This window comes from Sphingobium nicotianae, from assembly GCF_018603885.1.
GTDB classification, from domain to species: domain Bacteria; phylum Pseudomonadota; class Alphaproteobacteria; order Sphingomonadales; family Sphingomonadaceae; genus Sphingobium; species Sphingobium nicotianae.
The window spans coordinates 201,888-223,365 of record NZ_JAHGAW010000008.1 but is presented as its reverse complement, the minus strand read 5'-3'; the positions used below and the strand labels follow the sequence as shown (position 1 = coordinate 223,365).

The following is a 21,478-nucleotide window of genomic DNA, read 5'->3' as shown; positions in this document are numbered from 1 at the left end:
TCATGCCCCCGGCATGACCTAAACAGCGCAGGGCGCTGTTTACAGGATCCGGGGTGGGTGTCGCGCAGCGATCTGAAACGCCGCAGCCCCACCCCAATCCCTCCCCTCAAGGGGAGGGGCTAATTTTCCTCGATCCCCCAAAAAAATGCGGGAGGGGCGCAGTGACACCCCTCCCCAAGGGGGGATTATTTGCCGCCTTCGGCCTTCAGCAATTCCTTGGCCTGGCCGTTGAGGAAGGCGCGGATACCCTCGGCATCCTCGGGCTTCAGATAGTCCTTGAAGCTCGCCATGCCGTTCTGCGCCAGCGCCCCACCGATCACGACCTGCTGGAACGCGTCCTTGTCCTTCAGCAGCGCCGAGCGCTTAAGATCCGGATTCACCGGACCATTGTGGCAGATGGTGCAATACATGTAGTAAAACTTGCTGCCGGTCGCGACCTGCGCCGGCGTGAACGCCTCATTGCTCGGCGTCGGCTTGTCCTTGGGAACCGGCGTGTAGGCCGGCAGCTGCGCCTTGCCGCCGATCTTGAAGGCGACGATCATGCCGGTGGGCATCTTGTCCTTCATGAAGGGCGTGCCGCTCGCCATGCCCATCGAGCCGCCATAGCCGGCCATCACGGCGATATATTGCTCGCCCTTGACGCGGTAGGTGATCGGCCCGGCCAGCACGCCGCGATTGGTCTGGAAGGACCAGAGCTTCTTGCCTTTATCGGCGCTGTACGCCTCGAATTCGCCATGGGCCGTGCCTTCGAAGACGAGATTGCCCGCCGTCGCCAGAGTGCCGCCATTCCAGGGCCAGTCGCGCTGGATCTCCCACCGAGGCTTCTGCGTGAGCGGATCATAGGCGACGAGCTTGCCCTTCACCATGCCCTCGAGCGCCTTGCGGCGGCCTTCGACCGTAGCCGGCATGCCGGGCACCGCTGGCGGATCGAGGAAGGAGACCGCGGTGTTCCAGCGGCCGGGATGGATCTCGAACGGCTTGGCATCGCCATAGACGAGCGGATGCTCCATCGCCGGGATATAGACGAGGCCGGTCTTGGGCGAATAGCTCATCGGCATCCAGGCATGGGCGCCGATGCCCGAGGGAATGATCAGCGCCGGGCCATTGTCATAGCGGATGCCCGGCTTCTCGATCGGCCGGCCGGTCTTGTAGTCGATGCCCACCGCCCAGTTCTGCACGGCATAGGGCTGGGCCGAGATGAACTTCCCGTTGGTGCGGTCGATCACATAGAAGAAGCCGTTCTTCGGCGCCTGCATCGCGACCTTGCGGACCTTGCCGTCGATCTTGAGGTCGGCGAGCATGATCTGCTGCGTGGCGGTGTAATCCCAGCTCTCGCCCGGATTGATCTGATAGTGCCACTTATATTTGCCGGTGTCCGGATCGAGCGCGAGGATCGAGGACAGGAACAGATTGTCGCCCTTGCCCTGGCTGCGCCAGTGGTGGTTCCAGGGCGATCCGTTGCCGACGCCGATCAGCAGTTGGTTCAATTCACGGTCATAGACGATCGAGTCCCAGACGGTGCCGCCGCCGCCCAGCTTCCAGTAATTGTCGCCATACCAGGTCGGGCGGGCCAGCTTCTCGAGAATCTCGTCCGAGGCGGCATGATCCGGCCCGTCCTTGGGATTGCCGGGCACGGTGTAAAAGCGCCAGACCAGCTTGCCGGTGTTGGTGTCATAGGCGGAAATATAACCGCGCACGCCGAGCTCGGCGCCCGAATTGCCGATCAGCACCTTGTCGCGCACGACGCGCGGCGCGCCGGTGATCGTATAGGGCTTCTTCTGGTCGACGGTGACGACCGACCAGACCTGCTTTCCAGTCCTGGCATCGATCGCGATCAGGCGACCGTCGATGGTGCCGACGAAGACGCGGCCCTTCCACACTGCGACACCGCGATTGACCACGTCGCAGCAGGCATGGGCGGCCTTGGAGCCGTCATTCTGCGGATCGAACTGCCAGAGTTGCTTGCCGGTCGCAGCGTCGACCGCGACGACCTTCGACCAGGCGGTGGAGGTGTACATGACGCCGTCGACGACGATCGGCGTCGCTTCCTGGCCGCGGGCCGTATCGAGATCGAGCGACCAAGCGAGGCTGAGATCCTTGACGTTGCCGTCGTTGATCTGGGTGAGCTGCGAGTAACGCTGCTCGTCATTGGTGCGGCCATAGGTCAGCCAGTTGTCGTCATCGCTTTCAGCCCGGTCGAGCCGACCCTGATCGATCGCGGCGGGCCCAGCGGAGGATTGGCCGAAGCCGGCATCCTTGTTGCATCCGGCCAGGGCGAGAAGCGCCATTGCCGCCGACGCAAACCCTATCGCTCGCCGCATCTCCATCTCTCCGTTTCTTGATCTGTCAGGCTTTTCCGCTCGTTTTATCACGACGCGGCGACGTCGTTGGCAAAAAAGGGGGACCGCCCGGCTGGAGCGGCCCCCCTCTCCCCTTTTTGGGATCAGAACTTGAATGTCGCGCCGACGTAGAAGCGACGGCCATTCAAGTCATAGAAGTAGGCGTTGAACGGGCTGGCGCCGATGCCGTTGGCAAGGCCCGTGGCCGAGGCATTATATTCAACCAGCGGCGGAGCCTTGTCGAACAGGTTGTCCACGCCCCAGCGCAGCGTCGCATTCTTCGTGATCGTGAAGGTACCGCTCAGATTGAAGAGATCATAAGCGGGCGCTCCGACGAACGGCGTCGCATTGTTGGACGTATAGGCGATCGACTTGGCGGCAGGCAGATGCTGCCACTGCAGCGAGATCGACGCGCGATCGAGCGAGTAGCCGAACGTGTTGAACATCTTCCAGCGGAAGGCGCCCGGGTTCAGACCATTCTCGGCGATGGCGGCGCTGCCTGCCGGACCCAAGGTACCCGCATATTCGACCAGCTGACCGGCCGCGCCAGCCGAAGCAGGCAGAGGTGCGGACTTGAGCGAGATCAGATAGTTGAACACCGAGTTCAGGCTGAACGTGCCAGGACCGACCGGGAAAGCCCAGTCGAGCTGCAAGTCGATGCCCTGCGTGCGGAAGCGACCATTGTTGAGATAGGTCACCTGCACGTTGCCGAGCGCACCGTCGCCAGCCACGCGACCGATCGCCTGGCACTGCGCCGTAGCAGCGGCCGCCGTCGGATTGTTGGCGATCGCCGGGTTGAAGGTCGGATCGAAGCAGGTGCGCTGGGCAGTATCCAGCGTGAGCGGCCCGATCGCGTCGTCGACCGAGATGTTGTAATAGTCGACCGACAGACGCAGGCGGCGGAACATCTCATTCGACGAAGGGGAGCTGATCACTGCACCCAGCGTCCAGGTCTTTGCCTTCTCGGGCTTGATATTCGGGTTGCCGACCAGGGTCGGGAACGCGAATGCGGGGCCAGGATTGTTGTAGAACTGGGGGTCACTATAGAATTTTGCCGACGTTCCTGCGATCGACTGATCCATCAGGCTCTTGCAGACCGCGAGCACATTGGCGGCGTTCGGATTGGCCTTGGGATTGGCTGACCAGCCGAGCGTGTTGTTCAGGCGGCAAACGTCACCACCGCCCGCGGCCGTAAAGGTCTGCTGCGGAGCGAGGTAAAGCTCGGCGACGTTCGGTGCGCGGATCGCCTTGTTGTAACCGCCGCGGATACGCAGCCAGTCGGTGACTTCCCAGTCGGCGGCCGCCTTCCAGGTGAAGGCATTGCCCGTCGTGTTGTAGTCGGAGTTACGAACGCCCAGGTTCAGCTCCAGCTTCTTGACCAGAGGCAGATCGGCCAGGACCGGAACCAGCAACTCGCCGTACAGCTCGTTAGCGGTGATCTTGCCGTTGGAGCTGCCGCTCGGATAGATGCCGATCGTCTGATCAAGGAAGGACGAGCCCTGCGTGGTCAGGGTGTCGTTCTGGAAGTCATAGGCGTTCTGGCGATGGCTCGCACCGAGCGCGATCCGGACGGAGCCGGCCGGCAGGGTGAAGATGCCGCCCTGGAGGTTACCCTCGAACACGGTCTGCTGCATCACGGCGCGGTTGGAGAGCGGCGCGCTGATCGCGTTGATGCAATCCTGCGTGATCGCCTTGTTCTTGTTGAACGGATCGAAGCCGCTGGTGCAAGTGGCCGACGACGCACCGAAGCCGCCGAATGCCGCATTGCCCTGCGCCTTGAAACCCGCACCCCAATTCGGCGCCGAGATCACCGCGCGGAAGCGCTCGAGCGATGCCGTGCCCTTGATGAGCGCATTCGTCTCCGATTCACCCTGCGATGCGCTGACGTCCCACGTGAAGTCGGTGCCCGGGATCTTGCCCTCGAAGCCGGCGACCATGTTGTAGGTGAACACGTCCGTGCGAGCGGTGCGGTTCATGAAGTCGAGATAGTAAGTGAGCTGCCATGGACCGTTCGGATCCGGGCGACCGTTGAGCAGCGTGGCAAGCTCGGTCGGAATAGCGCGGCCGTCCCGCGGGATTGCGGCCGACCATCCGTTCACGGAAGGTGACGGCTGGTTGATCGTCGTGGTCTGAACGCGCGTGAAGGTGGCCTGAGCGAAGACGCCGACCCAGTCGTTGATCTCGTAATTGCCACGCGCATAGACATTGTAGCGCTCGAGCGGCAGCTGCAACAGTTCGTCCTGGAAGTTCTGACCGAGCGTACCGTCGCCCTGCTTCTTGTACTTCAGGCCCGTCAAGTCACCCTTAAACCGGTATGCGCCACCGGGAGGGCTCTGGAAGAAGCCCGTGAAGGCCGTGCCGTCATCATTGAAATAGAAACGGCTCGAATTGAAGCCGGTCGGAACGCCATTTACGGTGTCGCCGGGAACATTCGTGCCGAAGATCGAAGCGACGGCCCCCTGCACCGGTGCGTTACCAGGAATAGGCTGATAGCCCGACTGGTGCGGGAAGAACTCGTTGCCGGTAAAGCGCGGATCCCGCCAGGCGTCGCGGAACCAGCTACGGTCGCGGCGATAGGCCGCCTCGCGATTGTTCATCGACAGGCCGATGGTGATGTTGCCGCGGCCATCGTCAAAGTTGGAACCCATGATGCCGCTGATCGAATATTCGCGGCCATCGCCCCGCTGCGAGAGGCCCATCTGAGCGTCGAGCTGTAAGCCCTGGAAATTCTTCTTGAGGATGAAGTTGACGACGCCGGCGACGGCGTCCGCACCGTAAGTCGCCGAAGCGCCGCCAGTGATAACCTCGACGCGCTCGATCGCGGCGGCGGGGATGGTGTTGATGTCGACCACGCCAAGCGCGTTCGCCGGCGTCGTGCGGCGACCATCGACCAGGACGAGGCTGCGGTTGGTGCCAAGGCCGCGCAGCGAGACAGTCGCAGCGCCCGGGGTGCTGGTCGCGGTCGGCTGAATGTCGCCGCCGAGTGAGGGGGTCTGGACCGGCGTGAAGTTGGGCAGCTTGTTGAGATTGGTTTCGAGCGCAGCGGTCGAAGACTTCTGCAGCAGTTCCTGACCGGCGGTCACGATCGGGCTGTTCGCCTCATAGTCGCGCCGCACGATGCGCGAACCGGTGACGACGATCGCGGGCTCACTGGGCTCGTCGGCCTGCTGCGCATCCTGCGCGTGGCCAATCGTGGGAAAGGTCAGCGCGCTCGTGCCGGCGAGCACCGACATCAAGCAGAATTTTCGGAATGTAAAAGACATATCTCTCTCCCTTGTTCAACGACGCGCTTGCGCGCCAATCCGGTTCTCTCGGCCGCTGTAGGCCTTGTCCGTTGTTGACTTTATCCCGCGCCAAAAGTGGCCCGGGGAGCCGTTTCACGCTGACTAGCTATCATGATATATAGATTCAAGCGGATATTGTCATTTTCAAAAACTGTGACCGCATTGCATCACTCAGCCGTAACGGCCGGGATAGCTTCCTGTTTTTCATTACATGATGCGCAAATTCGCTGCGTGAGCAAGGCACCGGCAAGGGCCTTAAGAGCCGGTTGAATTATAGAGATATTCAACCGTTTAGAGTCCGCAGGCGTTTGCGCCACTCCGCCATTCTTGCATGAGGGAGCAGGCGATATTGATCTAGTCCGGGATTTCGAGCTGGTCGGATGGCGCGCGGATCGCCGCGATCTGAGCCAGCGCAACCGGCAGGCGCTGCGTCACGAAGAAGCTCGCCACGGCCTGTTTGTCTTGGAGCAAGGCGGGATCACCCTCGTTCGCGACCAGCTTGCGCGCCGCACGGTCGGCCTGGCGCCCGAACAGCCAGCCGCCGATGACGCCGCCGCACAGGGCGAGGAAGGGAGTTGCTGCCGCACCAAGGCCGACCTGATCGTGGGCGAGCATGGCTTCGCGGGCCCGCGCGAGTTGATCCAGCGCCGCGGTCATCGCCCCTTGCATCTCCGCATCGGTCCAGCCGGCCACGTCCCGCGCGATCGTCGTTTCAAGCTCTCTCATCGCCGCGCCATTGTCGAGGCGCAGCTTGCGGCCGGCCAGATCCATCGCCTGGATACCGTTGGTGCCTTCGTAGATCGCCGCGATCCGCGCATCGCGATAATGGCGCGCGACACCCGTTTCCTCGATGAAGCCGGCGCCGCCATGCACCTGAATGGCGAGGCTGGTCACCTCGATACCGGCGTCGGTCGCCCAGGCCTTGCTGATCGGCGTCAGCAGGTCCGCCCGGCGCTTCCAGTAAGCGCGCCGCTCCGGGTCGCTCTCCTTGTGCGCGCGGTCGACGGCGGCGGCATTGGCATAGACGATCGCGCGCGCCGCCTGCGTCAGGCTGCGCATCGTCATGAGCATGCGGCGCACGTCCGGATGGCCGATGATGGGACCGAACTGGACGCGCTCCCGCGCATAGGCCAGCGCATCCTGCGACGCGCGCTCGGCGATGGCGACACCCTGATTGCCGACATTGACGCGGGCATGGTTCATCATCGTGAACATGGCTGCGAGCCCACCATTGGGCTCGCCGACGAGCCAGCCGAGGCAGTCGCCCGTCTCGCCGAACGCCATGGTGCAGGTCGGCGAGGCGTGAATACCCATCTTGTGCTCGATGGCGATGCAGCGCGCATCGTTGCGCACGCCCGGATTGCCGTCCGCATCGGGCAAAAATTTCGGCGCGAGAAACAGGCTGATCCCCTTCGAGCCGGCTGGCGCGTCGGGCAGGCGTGCAAGGATGAAGTGGACGATATTCTCGGCGAGATCATGCTCGCCCCAGGTGATGAAGATCTTCTGACCCTTGAGACGATAAGTGCCATCGCCGGCCGGCGTCGCGCTCGTGCGCAGCGCACCAACGTCCGATCCCGCCTGCGGCTCGGTGAGCAGCATCGTGCCCGTCCATTCCCCTGAGACCAGCTTGGGGAGGTAAAGCGCCTTCATCGCATCATCGCCATGCGCCTGCAGCGCCTCGATGGCGGAGAGGCTGAGCATCGGACAGAGCGCGAAGGCCATGTTGGCGGCGGTGAACTGCTCCTGCACCGCCACCGATAGGACGAAGGGCAGGCCTTGGCCGCCCGCCGCCGGATCGGCGGAAAGGCCGTTCCAGCCCGCCGTCGCGTAGTCCTGATAGACCTGCGCGAAGCCCGCTGGCAGCGTCACCTTGCCATCCGCAAACCGCGCGCCTTCGCGATCGCCAATCCCGTTCAGCGGCGCGAAGCCCTGCTCAGCAAGCCGGGCTGATTCGGCCAGGATCTGGCCCGCCATGTCGAGAGTCGCATCCTCGAAACCGGGCAGCGTGCTCAATTCCGTAAGGTCCGCGACCGTCTCCAGCACGAACAATTGTTCCTGCGTCGGCGCGCGATAATCGGCCATTCCGCTCTCTCCTGTTTCCTGTTGCCCCGGCTGTATCGCGAAACCCTGCGCTCGTGTAGGGCAAGCGCAAACGGGCACGACGGACGGGGCGGATCGGGCATGGCGGACACGGTCATGGGCAAGGAACGGAGCGCAAGCGGCAGGACCGCCTGGTGGCGTCATCTCTACCTCCAGGTGCTGATCGCGATCGCGCTGGGCGTCCTGCTCGGCGCCCTGCGGCCCGAATGGGGCAGCGCGATGAAGCCGATCGCCGACGCCTTCATCAAGCTCATCAAGATGGTCATCGCGCCGGTGATCTTCCTCACCCTGACGAGCGGCATCGCCCATATGCGGGGTCTCGGGGAGCTCGGCCGGGTCGCCTTGCGCGCCCTCGGCTATTTTGTCGTGGTGTCGAGCCTCGCCCTGATCATCGGGATGATCGTTGCCAATGTCGTGCAACCGGGCGCGGGGCTCAATATCGATCCGCGCACGCTCGATGGCGCGGCCGTGGCGGATTATGTCGATCAGGCGCATCATGCCTCGATCACGGACTTCCTGCTGGCGATCATCCCGACCACGCCGCTCTCCGCGCTCACCGACGGATCGATCCTGCAGGTATTGTTCGTCGCGGTGCTGACCGGCATCGCCATCGCCCTGGTCGGCGAGCCGGCGACGCCGGTCGTCGACCTGCTCGACCGGCTCTCGGTGATCGTCTTCCGCCTCGTCGCCCTGATCATGCGCCTCGCGCCGATCGGCGCTTTCGCGGCCATGGCCTTCACCATCGGCCATTATGGCATCGGCGTGCTCGTCAATCTGGCCGGGCTGGTGGCGACTTTCTATCTCACATCGGCCTTGTTCGTGCTGCTGGTGCTGGGCGCCATCGCGCGGGTAGCGGGCTTCTCGATCCTGCGGCTGCTCATCTATATCAAGGGTGAGTTGCTGATCGTGCTCGGCACCTCCTCGTCCGAGGCAGCCCTGCCCCCGCTCATTGCGCGGCTGGAAGTGGCGGGCTGCGAGCCGGGCGTGGTCGGGCTGGTCATTCCCCTGGGTTACAGCTTCAATCTCGACGGCACGAACATCTACATGACTTTGGCCGCCCTCTTCATCGCGCAAGCCTGCGGCGTCGAGCTCTCGCTCGGCCAGCAATTCGCCCTGTTCGGCGTCGCGATCATCTCCAGCAAGGGCGCGGCCGGCGTCACCGGATCGGGATTCATCACATTGGCCGCGACACTTGCCGTGGTGCCGAGCGTGCCCGTCGCCGGCATGGCACTGATCCTGGGGGTCGACCGCTTCATGAGCGAATGCCGGGCGCTCACCAACATCATCGGCAACGCCGTCGCCACCATCGTCATCGCGCGCTGGGAAGGCGCGCTGGACGAGGACCTACTGACGGCCGCGCTGGGCCAGCAGGGCGCCGCGGCAAGCGCGTAATGGCGATGCCTGGCGCGCACCGGGCACCTTTGCCGGTGCTCGGCATATTTCTTGACGGACAGGGGCAAGGGGGCGCTTAGGTTCCGTCATGCGCCGATCCTGGAAATCCCTTCTGTGGCTCCTTGCGCTGCGACAGCGCCGGTTCCTGCGTGAGAGCGAAGCCGCTTTCATCCTGCTGGCCGCGCTCGCCGGCCTGAGTGCTGGCCTGGCGACGAATCTCCAGCAGTGGCTGGCCCATGGCATCCAGCACCTCTTTTACGGTGTAGCGATGAACCGGCTCAGCGCACTGGCATCGATTCACCATCCCTGGCGCTTGCTGGCATTACCGATTGGCGGGCTGCTCCTGGCCTGCCTGATGCGCGCTCTGCGGCACCGCAAGCGGGCGCCGATCGACGTGGTCGAGGCCAATGCACTGCACGGCGGGCGGATTCCCTTCAGCGACAATCTCGTGATCGCCGCGCAGACGATCCTTTCCAACGGCGCGGGCGCGTCGGTCGGTCTGGAGGCAACCTACGCCCAGATGGGCGGCGGCATCGCGTCGGTGCTAGGGCAGTGGCTGAAGCTGCGCCGCAACGACCTGCGCACCCTCGTCGGCGCCGGTGCCGGCGCCGCCGTCGGCGCGGCGTTCGGGGCACCGCTGACGGGCGCTTTCTACGCATTCGAGATCGTGATCGGCAATTACACGCCGGCGGCCGTTGCGCCGGTGATGGCGGCGGCGCTGTCGGCCGCCTTCGTCACGCGTGCGCTCGGCGTGTCGCCCTATCTCATTGCGACGACCGCGGACCGGGCTCTCGCACTTCCGGATTATCTGGCCTATGCCGCGCTCGGCCTGATCTGCGCGGCGATCGGCATCGCCATCATGCGCCTCGTCACGTTTGCAGAGCAGCGGGTGCAGCGCTGGACGGCGATCCTGAGCTGGCGACCGGTGATTGGCGGCGCCCTGCTCATTCCGCTCGCCTGGCTCTCGCCACAGTCGCTCTCGGCAGGCCATGGCGCGCTGCATCTCGACCTGCTGCTGCGGCCAGCCCTCTCGGTATTGCTCGTGATCCTGCTGATCAAAATCGCCGCCTCGGTGATCTCGCTCAGCTTCGGCTTCAGAGGCGGTCTGTTTTTCGCCTCGCTGTTTCTGGGCTCGCTCATCGGACAGATTTTCGCGGGCGTGATCAACGACAGCCCGCTGGCTCTGTCCCTCAATGTCTATGATGCCGCGCTGGTCGGCATGGCCGCGCTCAGCGTCTCGATCGTCGGCGGCCCGATGACACTCGCCATGCTGATGCTGGAGACGACCCACGACTTCGCGCTGATGGGCGTGGTCCTCACCGCCGCCTTGCTGTCCAGTTCCGTCACGCGCGAGGCGTTCGGCTATTCCTTCTCGACCTGGCGCCTGCACCTGCGTGGCTCGACCATTCGCAGCCCGCGCGACATCGGCTGGGCGCTGACGCTCACCGCCGGCCAGATCATGCGCAAGGACTGGGTTGCGGTGCCGGACAGCATGTCGGTGGCAGCGTTTCGCGCGCACGTCCCGCTGGGCTCGACCAGCAAGGCGATCATGGTCGACGCGCACGGCGCCTATCGCGGAATCATATCGACGGCGTCGGCGTACAGCCCGGATCTGGACGGAGCAGCGCCCATCGCGCCTCTCGCGACCCTGAGCAACATCACGCTCGCACCGGACACCGACATCCAGTCCCTGCTCTCCCTGTTCGATCGATTGTCGGCCGACGAGATCGTGGTCGCGGATGCGGCGCGGAACGTTTTGGGTATCGTCACCGAGAAGCATGCGCGGCGACGCTATTTCGAGGAATTCGAGGCTTCGCAGCGGGAAGTCTTCGGCGAGGGCCGGCGCGTGCGCGGCCGTTGATCAGCAACGTTAGGGCGAGCTGTTCGCGATGGGTGCGTTGGGGGGGGTCTGGTAGCCGTTACGATCCAGACGAAGATCGGGACGAACCTCGCAGGGGCCGCAATCCTCCTGATAGCGCTCGGGAACGCGGCCGCTGACCGGATTGGTATAGTTGAACCACATCGGCATGATGCTCGGCCATTCCAGCGCCGGACCGATGCCGCCGCGCATGCCCTCCTCGCGCCGGCCCATCGACTTCAGCGGCACGTCAGGCGGGAAATTGCCGCCGGTGAAGACACGCTGCGGCGTGCCGGGCGGCGGCGGGACAGGATCCTTGGACTTCGCCCAGACGCCGTCCTTCCAGGCGACGGGATTGATGTAGGGCTCGTCGAGCGTCAGGTCCCAGATGCGCCAGACGCCATTCTCCAGCACATATTGGTTGTTATACATGCCGCCCCAGAAGGCGGCGGCGTAGAAATCGCCGGCCTTGCCGACCTCCCTGCCGGTGCGCGGCTGGAACAGGCGGCTGCGGCCGGTGGTGGATCGGCCGTCCGCCGAGACGAGGATCACCGGCTGGACCAGCCAGTGATAGGAGATGCCCGGGCGCATCTGCGGCACGGGCCCGCTGACGCGCGCTTTGATGATGCGATCGCGGCCGATATAATAGCCGGCGAAGGGAGTTTCCTTGAAGCCCTTCTCGGCCATCACGCCCGCGAAGCCGGCGGCGTTGCCGTCGTCGATATAGTAGCCATAGGCCGTCGAGACATTGTTCGCGCCGTCCCACGCAGCGGAACGGGCGAGGCGTCGCCTGGCCTCGTCGAGCGTGACGGGCGCGGCCTTGACTGACCTGATGGCGCCGGTGAGCGGGTGCGCGGCGACGAGCCTGGCCTCCCCGGTCAGCGCGATCGCCTTGCCCGTCACGGGATGGGCGGTGAGGAAGGCAGGGACGGCGAGGCCCTGCGACGCGGGAGCGGCGTCCGGGCTCGGCGCATCCGACGCGTTGGGGGGGGCGGGCACCGGGTCGACAATGCGGCTCTTGCCCCAGCCCTGAAAGATGTCGGTCTTCATCAGCGGGAAGCGACGCAGCTCACGGAGCTTCCACACGCCATTCTCGCGCACGAAGCGATTGCGGAAGGCGGCAACCTCCCACCAGCCCTTTTCCTGATCGGCCTCGCCGAGCATGCCGAGCTCGATGCCGCGCGCATAGGCCTCGTTGCCGCCGGGCGCGATGGTGACGGTCACGTCGAACTGGACGCGATCGTTAAGCTGGCCGTGGCTCAGGCCGGCCGGACCGATACTCTCCAGCCAGCGGCGCACACCGGCCTTGCCCCGCCAGACGCCCTGACCGCCATTCTCGACGACGCTGTCCGCCGCGAACAGATCGACCACGTCGTCCCACATCCTGCGATCGGCATAGAAGCCATAGGCGGCCTGGAGATTGCGGATGCGATCTTCCTCATTGAGCGCGTCGACGCGCTTCTGGAGGGCGGCGAGGCTGGCCCGGGCCGCAGGCGCCGTGCCGGTGGCGGGCGGGATCGGGATGCCGGCGCTCTCGACGGTGTAATGCGCGGGCGGGATCGGCAGATCGCCGCCGCCCCAGTTCGTCCAGCCATCCTCATAGGCGCCGTCATATTGCGGATAATAATGGGCAGTGGCGATCTTCCAGACGCCGCGCTCGCGCACATAGTCATTCTCGAACACGCCGCCCTCGATGCGCGCGGCGCCGCTATGACCATGGAAGATGATCGCCTGCCAGCGCACCTTGGCGCTTTCGCCGCCCGCCGACAGGTTCGCCAAGGGCGCGTCGATCATCATGGTCGAGAGATCGCCGGCGCGCAGACCCTCATGACCGCCGCCATAGCGTGTGCGCAGGAAGGCGGCGATGGCGCCGGGGCCGGTCACGGTCTGCGCGGCCTTCACCTGGCCGTCGAAGATGAATTGCCCACCAGAGGTGAACAGCGCCCCCGCTTCGCGCCACAGCCCTGCCTGCGCATATTGGGCATAGCTGCGCTGGAGCGTCAGCACGGCGCGCAGGCTCTCGGTGCGATCGACGTCGCGCGCGAAGCTGTCGAGGGCAGGATCGGCCTGGGCGGGAACCGCGAGGAGCAGGGCAAGCAGCGAGCAGATCAGGGCGAACGGACGCGGCATGGCTCTCTCCTCGATTGACGGCCCCATCGGGGTCGCGCGTTTTCTAGCGCCCGGCGGGGCCGGAGCAAGGAAAGCGAACCATCCGCCCCGCCCTATCCAAGCTTTAGTGCCGTTCTGGGCATGTCGATCGCCCGGCCATTACTTCGTCGCGAGATGCTCGGCGAAGAAGGGCAGCACGAAATCACGGAAGCGCAACGGCATATGGTTCATATGATCGCCGTCATATGTCTCGAACTTGTGCGTCACGCCGAAGCGGGTGAGTTGCCTGTCCATGTCCTGATTGCTGCCGAGCAGCGTGTCCTTGTCGCCCACGTCCATGGCGATGGCGGTCATGGTCTTGAGGCTGCTCGCATATTGCGGGATCATGATGTCCGGCGCGTTGGCCGCCCATTGCGCCATCACGCGCCGGTCGGGCTCGCCATTCCTGGTCGGCAGGTCGACGAACAGGGGCGCCTTGTCCGGCGCGGGCGACCAGGCGGCGGCGGAGGCGAACATGGCACGGACGCTGAAATCGCCTTTCAGCACTTCCTCAGGCGTGAGCATCTCGAGCGCCTTGCCGCGCTCGGGCGTCATCGGCTGGGGCAGGAGGCAGCAGGCGCTCATCGCATAAAGGCTGGAGAAGACCCCGGGATATTTCATGCCGATCTTGAACGTGCCGTAGCCGCCCATCGAATGGCCGGCGAGGCCGCGCGCGTCGCGCCGGGCCAGCGTGCGGTAATGGCCGTCGACATAGGCGACGAGGTCGCGGGCGATGAACCCCTCGAAATTGCCGACTGTCGCCGAGTCCGAATACATGGAGCCGCCATGCTTCGTATAGCTGTCCGGCACGACGAGGATCATCTCGTGCCCCCGGGCCGCCTCGCCTTCCATTGCCTCGCCGAACTTGACCACCGCGTCGTAGCGCTCGGCCGTCGCGGAGAAGCCGTGGAGGAAATAGACAACCGGATAGCGCTTCTTCGACTCCTTGCCGTAGCTCGGCGGGAGGACCACGATGACGTCGCGATCGGCGCTGTTGCCCTCGAGATTGCCCTCCACCGAGGGCGAGTGGACCTTGATCCTCTCGATCGCGACCTGTGCCGCGGCGGGCGCCGAAAGAACGAGGCCGGCCATGATCGAAGCGGCGGCCATTCGCCGCAATGCCGTCCCGACTCGCATAGCTCTCTCCCGATGGACTTTATCAACCGCGATTAGCCGAGCGCGACCGGCGATGCCAGCTTGTGTGTGTGCGCCGCGCTGCTTACATGAGGACCATGGCACAAGCCGCTCCTCATCATCACGACCATAGCGAGCCGACCGGCAAGGGCCTCGCCAAGGCCGCGCGCGAGACGCTGGAGGCGCAGGGCGAGCAATGGACCGACATGCGCGCAGACATCTTCGCGGTGCTCGCGGCGATGGACAAACCCGCCTCGGCCTATGACATCGCCGACAAGGTTTCGCACAGGCGCGGCAAGCGCGTGGCGCCCAACAGCGTCTATCGCATCCTCGACCTGTTTGTGAGCAACAACCTCGCGCAGCGCGTCGAGAGCCAGAACGCCTTCATCGCCAATGCGCATCCGGGCTGCCTGCACGACTGCATCTTCCTCGTCTGCAAGAGCTGCGGCGAGACGACTCATGTCGACAATGATGTCGTGACGGGGCAGGTGCGCGGCGTGGCCGCGAGCCAGGGTTTCACGGCGGACCGGCCGGTGATCGAAGTGCTCGGCACCTGCGCCAAGTGCGCCTGAGCGGTTTTTCCGCCTGATCGCGCACGCAAGGCGCCGATCGACCGCATCTTTCCGCTTTTCGAGTGACGTTTCGTTGCGGAGCGATGATCGTTCATTGCCCGGGCTCGCCCAGGCGCCCAAGGCGCTAGGCAGGACGGCCGGAGCGGAGGGGCCCCGGAGGCAGTTCGAGCAGGCGTGGAAGAGCGCGGACGTCCGGATCGAGGCGTCGGCGGTTTAAGGTCGGGGAGCTGCCATAAGCCCCTCCTCTTTAGAGGAGGGGCTATGCTGTCCGCAATCGCTCGCCTCGAGCGGGTCCGGCCATATCGGCCTGCTTCAGCGAGGACTGGGGGCGAGCCAAGCCCGCCCCGCGGACCTCACATGCCGTCGACGGCCTTGCTGACCATGATGTTGACCGCGACACGGCGGTTCTGCGCCTTGCCTTCCTCGGTCGTGTTGTCAGCCAGCGGATCGGCCATGGCCATGCCGGTGGGCGTCAGCATGCGATAGGGCTTCCAGTGGCAGGCCTGCTGGAGGTAGTTGACGACGCGGGTGGCGCGCTTCTCGCTCAACACCTGATTGAAGTCCGGGTTACCCGTCGAGTCCGTGTAACCGACCACAAGCAGCAGCGCGTTATTCGTTCCCTCGGCTGAGGCTGCAGCGGCGCAGAGGTTCTGCTTCGCCTCGGGTGACAGCTCCGACTTGCCGGTGTCGAAGTTCACGTTGGTCGTGCCCTTGATATTATAATTGTCGATGTCACCCACGCGACCGCGCAGCGCCTCGGTGGCGGCGGTCTGCTCCTCGAAGCCCTGGGCCGTGCCGCTGCGGATCATCGACGCCGTCTTGAGATCATTGTTGCGGAACACGACCTGGCTCGCGATCAGGCCGGCGTCCGACTGCCATGTCTTGACGGTCACCGGGAGGCCATTGAGCAGGGAGTCGGCGGTCGGCTTGCTGCGACTGCCGAACAGGCCGCTGCTCGCCTTGATCTTGGTCGCATCGTCAAGGGCAATGACGGTACGCGAGCCGTCCGCGGCGGTAACCTGGAGCTTGTCGCCCTTGCGCGCGGAGATGAACCCCTTGATCTCGGGCCCGGCGGTCTTGGTGCCGTAAACATTGATGTCGTTATTGGCGGCGGTCGTCGTCCCGGTCTCGGTCTGCGGCTGCGACTGCGCGAGCAGGCTGCACGGGGCCGACATGGTCAGCATGGCGAGCAGGACGAGCTTCCCGCGCCTATTGGTGATGACACGCATTGATCCGCTCCTTCAAATTTCACCCCCGAGAAGTCAGCCTGTTCAGGCGAACCTTTCTGGCAGATGAACCGCCCGGTAAAACAATTTTGATGGGCAGGCAATTCGAGCCGATCATGCGACGAACCGATGTCGGCATTGCCGCCACGCCCATCGGATCGCTCAAAAATGTCCCGTCGGATTCCGCGCTTGCGCCCCTATCGTCGACCGCGCCGACCGAACAGCGGCGTCCAGCGCGCCAGCAGCAGGATCGCGCTCGGCCAGAACAGGGTGTTCCAGATGTCCTTCCAGTTCGCCGCCCAATAGACGCGGCGTTGCCACCGGAGGGTGTCGCCGATGTCCCAGAGCTCGCCCGCGAGCGCGGCGGCCAGGACGACCAGCCAGGGGCGCCAGTCGCCCGGCCGCCAGCGGAAGACGAGCATCGAACCGAAGAAGAGGATGAGCGCGACATAGACATGCAGCGCATCCTTGGCGAGGCCGGTATGGGCGACCAGCCAGAGCTTGGCGAGCTGGAAGGACGAGACCGGGCCGGCGAGCGACACCATCGGTTCAGCCGAGCTGGGTCAGGCTGAGGAGATTGCCCTCGGGATCCCTGAACCAGATGAGGCGGGCGCTGCCGTCCGGAACGGTCCAGATGCCGCGCGCATCCTGACCGAACCCCTCGAATATCTCGCCCCTCACGCCGTGCGGCGCGAGCCGGTCGAGCAGCATGTCGAGATCCGAGACCACCCAGCCCAGCACGGTGCCGGGCGCGGGCTTGTGGTCCGGCATGGCGGCGAGGCGCAAGGTCGCACCGCCGCCCAGATCGAAGGTCGCGGCGAAGTCGTCCTGCGCGATCAGGGTGAGTCCCAGCGTATCCCGATAGAAAGGCAGCAGCGCCGCCACGTCCCGGCTGGGGACGAAGGCCACCGGTTTCGCGCCGCTCAACAGGCTCATGACGAGTCTCCTCCACAGGATTTGCATGACGTCATAGCAGCAGGCGGACGAACTTCGTTCGACATTTGATCCCGGGCGCATTAAATCCGCCCCCATGACGGACCAGCCTGCCACGCCCCTGCTCGATCAGGTGCGCGATCCAGCCGACCTGCGCAAGCTTGCGCCGGGACAACTTCGCCAGCTTGCCGACGAACTGCGCGCCGAGACCATCTCCGCCGTCGGCGTGACCGGCGGCCATCTCGGCTCGGGACTTGGCGTGGTCGAGCTGACCACGGCGATCCATTATGTGTTCAACACGCCGCAGGACAAGCTGGTCTGGGACGTGGGGCATCAATGCTACCCCCACAAGATCCTGACCGGGCGGCGCGACCGCATCCGCACGCTGCGCATGGGCGACGGGCTCTCCGGCTTCACCAAGCGCAGCGAGAGCGAGTATGATCCGTTCGGCGCGGCGCATTCGTCGACCTCGATCAGCGCGGCTTTGGGCTTCGCGATCGCCAACAAGCTCTCGGGCCAGCCGGGCAAGGGCATCGCGGTGATCGGCGACGGCGCCATGTCGGCCGGCATGGCCTATGAGGCGATGAACAATGCGCGCGACGCGGGCAATCGCCTGATCGTCATCCTCAACGACAATGACATGTCGATCGCGCCGCCGGTGGGCGGGCTCTCGGCCTATCTGGCGCGGATCGTCTCCAGCCGCGAGTTCCTCTCGGTGCGCGAGACGTTGCGCCGCCTCGCCCGCAAGCTGCCCCGCCCGCTGCACAAGGCGGCCAAGAAGACCGACGAGTTCGCCCGCGGCATGGCGATGGGCGGAACGCTCTTCGAGGAGCTGGGCTTCTATTATGTCGGGCCGGTCGACGGGCATAATCTCGACCAGCTCATCCCGGTACTGGAGAATGTGCGCGACATGGCGGACGGGCCGGTGCTCGTCCATGTCGTGACGGTCAAGGGCAAGGGCTATGCCCCGGCCGAAGCGGCGGCCGACAAATATCACGGCGTGCAGAAATTCAACGTCGTCACCGGCGAGCAGGCCAAGGCGCCGCCGGGACCGCCGAGCTACACCAATGTCTTCGCCAAGGCGCTGATCGACGAGGCGGCGCGCGACGAGAAGATCGTGGCGATCACCGCCGCCATGCCGTCCGGCACGGGCCTCGACAAGTTCGCGGCCGCCTATCCCGACCGCTGCTTCGACGTCGGCATTGCCGAGCAGCATGCGGTGACCTTCGCGGCGGGCCTCGCGGCGCAGGGCATGCGGCCGTTCGCGACCATCTATTCGACCTTCCTGCAGCGCGCCTATGACCAGGTGGTGCATGACGTGGCGATCCAGAATCTGCCGGTGCGCTTCGCGATCGATCGCGCGGGACTGGTCGGCGCGGACGGATCGACCCATGCCGGCAGCTTCGACGTGACCTATCTCGCCACCTTGCCCAACATGGTGGTGATGGCGGCGGCGGACGAGGCAGAGCTGGTCCATATGGTCCACACTGCCGCCTGCCACGACAGCGGGCCGATCGCGCTGCGCTATCCGCGCGGCAACGGCACCGGCGTGGCGCTGCCGGAAACGCCGCAGCGGCTCGAGATCGGCAAGGGCCGCATCGTGCGCGAGGGCAAGAAGGTCGCGATCCTCTCGCTCGGCACACGGCTGGAGGAAGCGCTCAAGGCCGCCGATGCGCTGGACGCGCGCGGGCTCTCGACCACCGTCGCCGACCTGCGCTTCGCCAAGCCGCTCGACGAGGCGCTGATCCGCAAGCTGCTGACCACGCACGACGTGGCGGTGACGGTGGAGGAAGGCGCCATCGGCGGGCTCGGCGCGCATGTGCTGACGCTGGCCAGCGACGAGGGGCTGATCGACGCCGGCCTCAAGCTACGCACCATGCGGCTGCCGGATATCTTCCAGGATCAGGACAAGCCCGAGAAACAGTATGACGATGCGCGCCTCAACGCGCCGCACATCGTCGAGACGGTGCTGACGGCGCTGCGGCACAACAGCACGGGAATCGACGAGGCCGGAGTGCGGGCGTGACCGGCGCCATCCGCACCGGCATCGGCGGCTGGACGTTCGAGCCGTGGCGCGGGACTTTCTATCCCGCCGACCTGCCCAAGGCGAAGGAGGCGGATTATGCCGTCCATCATCTCGGCACGATCGAGATCAACGGCACCTTCTATCGCACGCAGACGCCCGCCACCTTCGCCAAGTGGCGCGATGCGGCGCCGGACGGGTTCGTCTATGCGGTGAAGGCGCTGCAATATTGCGTCGCCAAGAAGAAGCTGGCCGAGGCGGGCGAATCGATCGGCAAGTTCCTCGCCTCGGGCCTCAGCGAGCTGGGCGACAGGATGGGGCCGATCCTCTGGCAGTTCCGCGAGCATCGCAAGTTCGACCCCGAGGACATCGCCGCGTTCCTCGACATGCTGCCCGCGCAGATCGACGGTGTGCCCGCGCGCCATGTGCTGGAGGTGCGGCACGAGAGCTTTGCCTGCGCCGAGTTTGTCGAGCTGCTGCGCAAGCATGAGGCGGCGGTGGTCGTCGCGGATCATGACACGCATCCGCAGATTGCCGATCTGACGGCGGATTTCGTCTATGCGCGGCTGATGCGAAGCCAGGAGGATGTGCCGACCGGTTATGATGCGGCTGGACTGGATCGCTGGGCGAGTGTGGCCAAAGCTTGGGCCAAGGGCGAGGCGCCTGAGGGGCTGCGCTATGCGGCCGATGCGAAGGGCGATGGCACGGCGCGGGATGTGTTTGCTTATTTCATCTCTGGCGCGAAGGTGCGCAATCCGGCGGCGGCGATGGCGCTGGCGGAGCGGTTGACGGGATGAGGGACTCTTCGCCCCTCCTCTGAAGAGGAGGGGCTCGGTGGCTTCACACCGCCTCGTGGACGTGCTTGCCGGCTTCGCGGCCCTTGATCTTGCTGCCGGTCACCATCCTGAGCAGGCCCTTGATGCCAACGTCCGCTTCCCAGATCTCGACGTCCATGAGGTCCATGCGCAGCATCAGCAGATCCGGATCGTCGCGGCCGCCATCATACCAGGCGGCGACGGTCGGGGACCAGAAGCGGTCGATCAGCGCCGGGTCCTGTTCCGGGTAGAGCACACCCGAGATGCAGGCGAAGAGATCGTGCCCCTTGGCGACGTACTGCGCCATGGCCGGGCCGCCTTTGGCGAGGCGATTGTTCCGTTCCGTAAAGAACCAGATCGCGCCGCCGCGCGCGGGGCCGAGATCGCGATCGAGCTGGGCGGTCATCGGCAGGGCATGATCGTCGCTGTCGTTGCGCTTGACCATGAGGAAGGGGCTGCGGGCGAGCGCGTTCCAGAAATCATCCTTGACGTCGGACATGGCGAATTCCTTTCGCCGGCCCAACGAGCGGGCCGGCGCAAGGGTTTCTGCCGGAGTCCGGAAATGCGGCGAGCCGTGGCCCGCCGGACTTACTGCGCGGAGGCCACCACACGGGCGAACTGGCCGTCGCCCTCCGGCGCGGTCACGATGTCCTGCGTGGTCGCGCCCTTGTCGACCACTTCGGTCGACGGATCGCCCACCGAGGAGCGGATGCCGATCTCGGCCAGCGAGCGGCCGGCCTGGCGCAACGCACTGGTCTCGCCCGGGCTGCGCGGCGCAGTGCCGCCGAACATCGCCTCGAGCGCGTTCTGCTGGAGCGTGTTCTGCTGGGCAGCGGCCGTGCCCGGCGCGGGCGGGGTCAGCGCGAAATCGGGCGGGATGACCAGCGGGGGCTGGCGCGACACCGCCATCTCGTCCGGCCGGTCGCGATTGAACAGGCTGGTCGCGCCGCAGCCGGCAAGCATGGAAATGCCGGCAATGGCAACGGACAGGCGAACGACATGATGCATCTAACGTGACTCCTTGACTGCCGTCTTTTCGCGCAGCAGCAGCGCCCGCGCAAGCAGGATGAGGACGCCGATGGTGATCGCGGCGTCGGCGAGATTGAAGATGAGGAAGGGGCGCCAGCCGCCGATATGGAAATCGGCATAGTCGATGACGAAGCCGAGGCGCACCCGATCGATGATATTGCCGATGGCGCCGCCGAGCACGAGGCCGAGCGCGAAGGCATCGTCCCGCCCCTTCTCGCGCCACATCCACCAGGCGACGAAGCCGGCGATGACCAGGGTCATGACGACCAGCAGCCAGCGCATGACGTTGGTCTCGGCATAGAAGAAGCCCATCGAGACGCCCTTGTTCTCGGTGTAGGTGAGATTGAAGAAGGGCAGCAGCTCGATGCCCGCGCTGCCCCGGCTGGCGAGCTGGAGCGTGTGGAGCACGAAGAATTTGAGGAGCTGGTCGACCAGCACGATGACGCCCGCGGTGGCGACGCCGAGCCGGCGATGATTAATGGCGAGGACGCTCATGGGTGGGCACTCCGGAAGGCGGATCCGCCAAATCCTCCCCGGCGCGGGGAGGTGGCAGCCCGGAGGGCTGACGGAGGGGCCCCGCAACGCAGCGCACCATCCGGACGGCAAGTCCTGGCCGTAGAACCCC

The 21,478-nt window shown here is 65.4% G+C and carries 16 protein-coding genes; 5 read left to right on the top strand and 11 right to left on the bottom strand.

The genetic code is table 11. The features are described 5' to 3' along the window. Positions 1-185: 185 nt before the first annotated feature. From KK488_RS13625 to KK488_RS13615, 3 genes are all read right to left on the bottom strand, one after another. Positions 186-2,288 (bottom strand): PQQ-dependent dehydrogenase, methanol/ethanol family, encoded by a 2,103-nt coding sequence (locus tag KK488_RS13625; RefSeq protein WP_250890406.1) that lies wholly within the window; start codon positions 2,286-2,288, stop codon positions 186-188. Positions 2,289-2,443: 155 nt separating this feature from the next. Next, positions 2,444-5,572 (bottom strand): TonB-dependent receptor domain-containing protein, encoded by a 3,129-nt coding sequence (locus KK488_RS13620; protein WP_250890404.1) that lies wholly within the window; start codon positions 5,570-5,572, stop codon positions 2,444-2,446. A gap of 405 nt (positions 5,573-5,977) precedes the next feature. Next, positions 5,978-7,705 (bottom strand): acyl-CoA dehydrogenase, encoded by a 1,728-nt coding sequence (locus KK488_RS13615; protein WP_214624225.1) that lies wholly within the window; start codon positions 7,703-7,705, stop codon positions 5,978-5,980. A 99-nt stretch (positions 7,706-7,804) separates the two neighbouring features. Between KK488_RS13615 and dctA the strand changes: the two genes are divergently transcribed. Together dctA and KK488_RS13605 are read left to right on the top strand one after the other, a co-directional pair. Next, positions 7,805-9,115 carry a C4-dicarboxylate transporter DctA gene (gene dctA / locus KK488_RS13610; RefSeq protein ID WP_432653851.1) on the top strand — a complete coding sequence of 437 codons (1,311 nt, stop codon included), beginning with the start codon at positions 7,805-7,807 and terminating at the stop codon, positions 9,113-9,115. Positions 9,116-9,203: 88 nt separating this feature from the next. After that, complete coding sequence (locus KK488_RS13605) at positions 9,204-10,976, top strand: chloride channel protein (protein WP_214624224.1); 1,773 nt, start codon at positions 9,204-9,206, stop codon at positions 10,974-10,976. 9 nt (positions 10,977-10,985) lie between these two features. On the opposite strand, the gene KK488_RS13600 is transcribed toward KK488_RS13605, so the two are convergent. Beyond that, the gene (locus KK488_RS13600) at positions 10,986-13,103 is read right to left on the bottom strand and encodes a nuclear transport factor 2 family protein (protein ID WP_214624223.1); all 2,118 of its coding nucleotides are present in this window, start codon (positions 13,101-13,103) and stop codon (positions 10,986-10,988) included. A gap of 138 nt (positions 13,104-13,241) precedes the next feature. Beyond that, positions 13,242-14,258 (bottom strand): alpha/beta hydrolase, encoded by a 1,017-nt coding sequence (locus KK488_RS13595; protein ID WP_214624222.1) that lies wholly within the window; start codon positions 14,256-14,258, stop codon positions 13,242-13,244. A gap of 95 nt (positions 14,259-14,353) precedes the next feature. On the opposite strand from KK488_RS13595, the gene KK488_RS13590 reads away from it, so the two are divergent. Then, on the top strand, positions 14,354-14,827 hold the full coding sequence (locus KK488_RS13590) for a Fur family transcriptional regulator (protein ID WP_214624221.1): 474 nt from the start codon (positions 14,354-14,356) through the stop codon (positions 14,825-14,827). Between the two features lie 353 nt (positions 14,828-15,180). Here the strand turns inward: KK488_RS13590 and KK488_RS13585 are convergent, their stop codons facing one another. The 3 genes from KK488_RS13585 to KK488_RS13575 form a co-directional block, all read right to left on the bottom strand. Then, complete coding sequence (locus KK488_RS13585) at positions 15,181-16,056, bottom strand: OmpA family protein (RefSeq protein ID WP_214624220.1); 876 nt, start codon at positions 16,054-16,056, stop codon at positions 15,181-15,183. A 194-nt stretch (positions 16,057-16,250) separates the two neighbouring features. Continuing rightward, the gene (locus KK488_RS13580; protein WP_214624219.1) at positions 16,251-16,598 is read right to left on the bottom strand and encodes a hypothetical protein; all 348 of its coding nucleotides are present in this window, start codon (positions 16,596-16,598) and stop codon (positions 16,251-16,253) included. Between the two features lie 4 nt (positions 16,599-16,602). Beyond that, entirely contained in the window at positions 16,603-16,989 is a 387-nt protein-coding gene (locus KK488_RS13575) for a VOC family protein (protein ID WP_214624218.1), read from the bottom strand. Between the two features lie 94 nt (positions 16,990-17,083). On the opposite strand from KK488_RS13575, the gene dxs reads away from it, so the two are divergent. Beyond that, positions 17,084-19,012 carry a 1-deoxy-D-xylulose-5-phosphate synthase gene (gene dxs, locus KK488_RS13570; RefSeq protein ID WP_214624217.1) on the top strand — a complete coding sequence of 643 codons (1,929 nt, stop codon included), beginning with the start codon at positions 17,084-17,086 and terminating at the stop codon, positions 19,010-19,012. Then, positions 19,009-19,806, top strand: a complete 798-nt coding sequence (locus KK488_RS13565; protein ID WP_214624216.1) for a DUF72 domain-containing protein — start codon at positions 19,009-19,011, stop codon at positions 19,804-19,806. The genes dxs and KK488_RS13565 overlap by 4 nt, the downstream gene beginning before the upstream one ends. 43 nt (positions 19,807-19,849) lie before the next feature. Here the strand turns inward: KK488_RS13565 and KK488_RS13560 are convergent, their stop codons facing one another. The 3 genes from KK488_RS13560 to lspA form a co-directional block, all read right to left on the bottom strand. Further along, the gene (locus KK488_RS13560) at positions 19,850-20,323 is read right to left on the bottom strand and encodes a pyridoxamine 5'-phosphate oxidase family protein (RefSeq protein WP_214624215.1); all 474 of its coding nucleotides are present in this window, start codon (positions 20,321-20,323) and stop codon (positions 19,850-19,852) included. Positions 20,324-20,412: 89 nt separating this feature from the next. Further along, the gene (locus tag KK488_RS13555) at positions 20,413-20,832 is read right to left on the bottom strand and encodes a DUF3035 domain-containing protein (RefSeq protein WP_214624214.1); all 420 of its coding nucleotides are present in this window, start codon (positions 20,830-20,832) and stop codon (positions 20,413-20,415) included. Further along, the gene (gene lspA / locus KK488_RS13550) at positions 20,833-21,348 is read right to left on the bottom strand and encodes a signal peptidase II (protein ID WP_214624213.1); all 516 of its coding nucleotides are present in this window, start codon (positions 21,346-21,348) and stop codon (positions 20,833-20,835) included. Positions 21,349-21,478 lie beyond the last annotated feature (130 nt).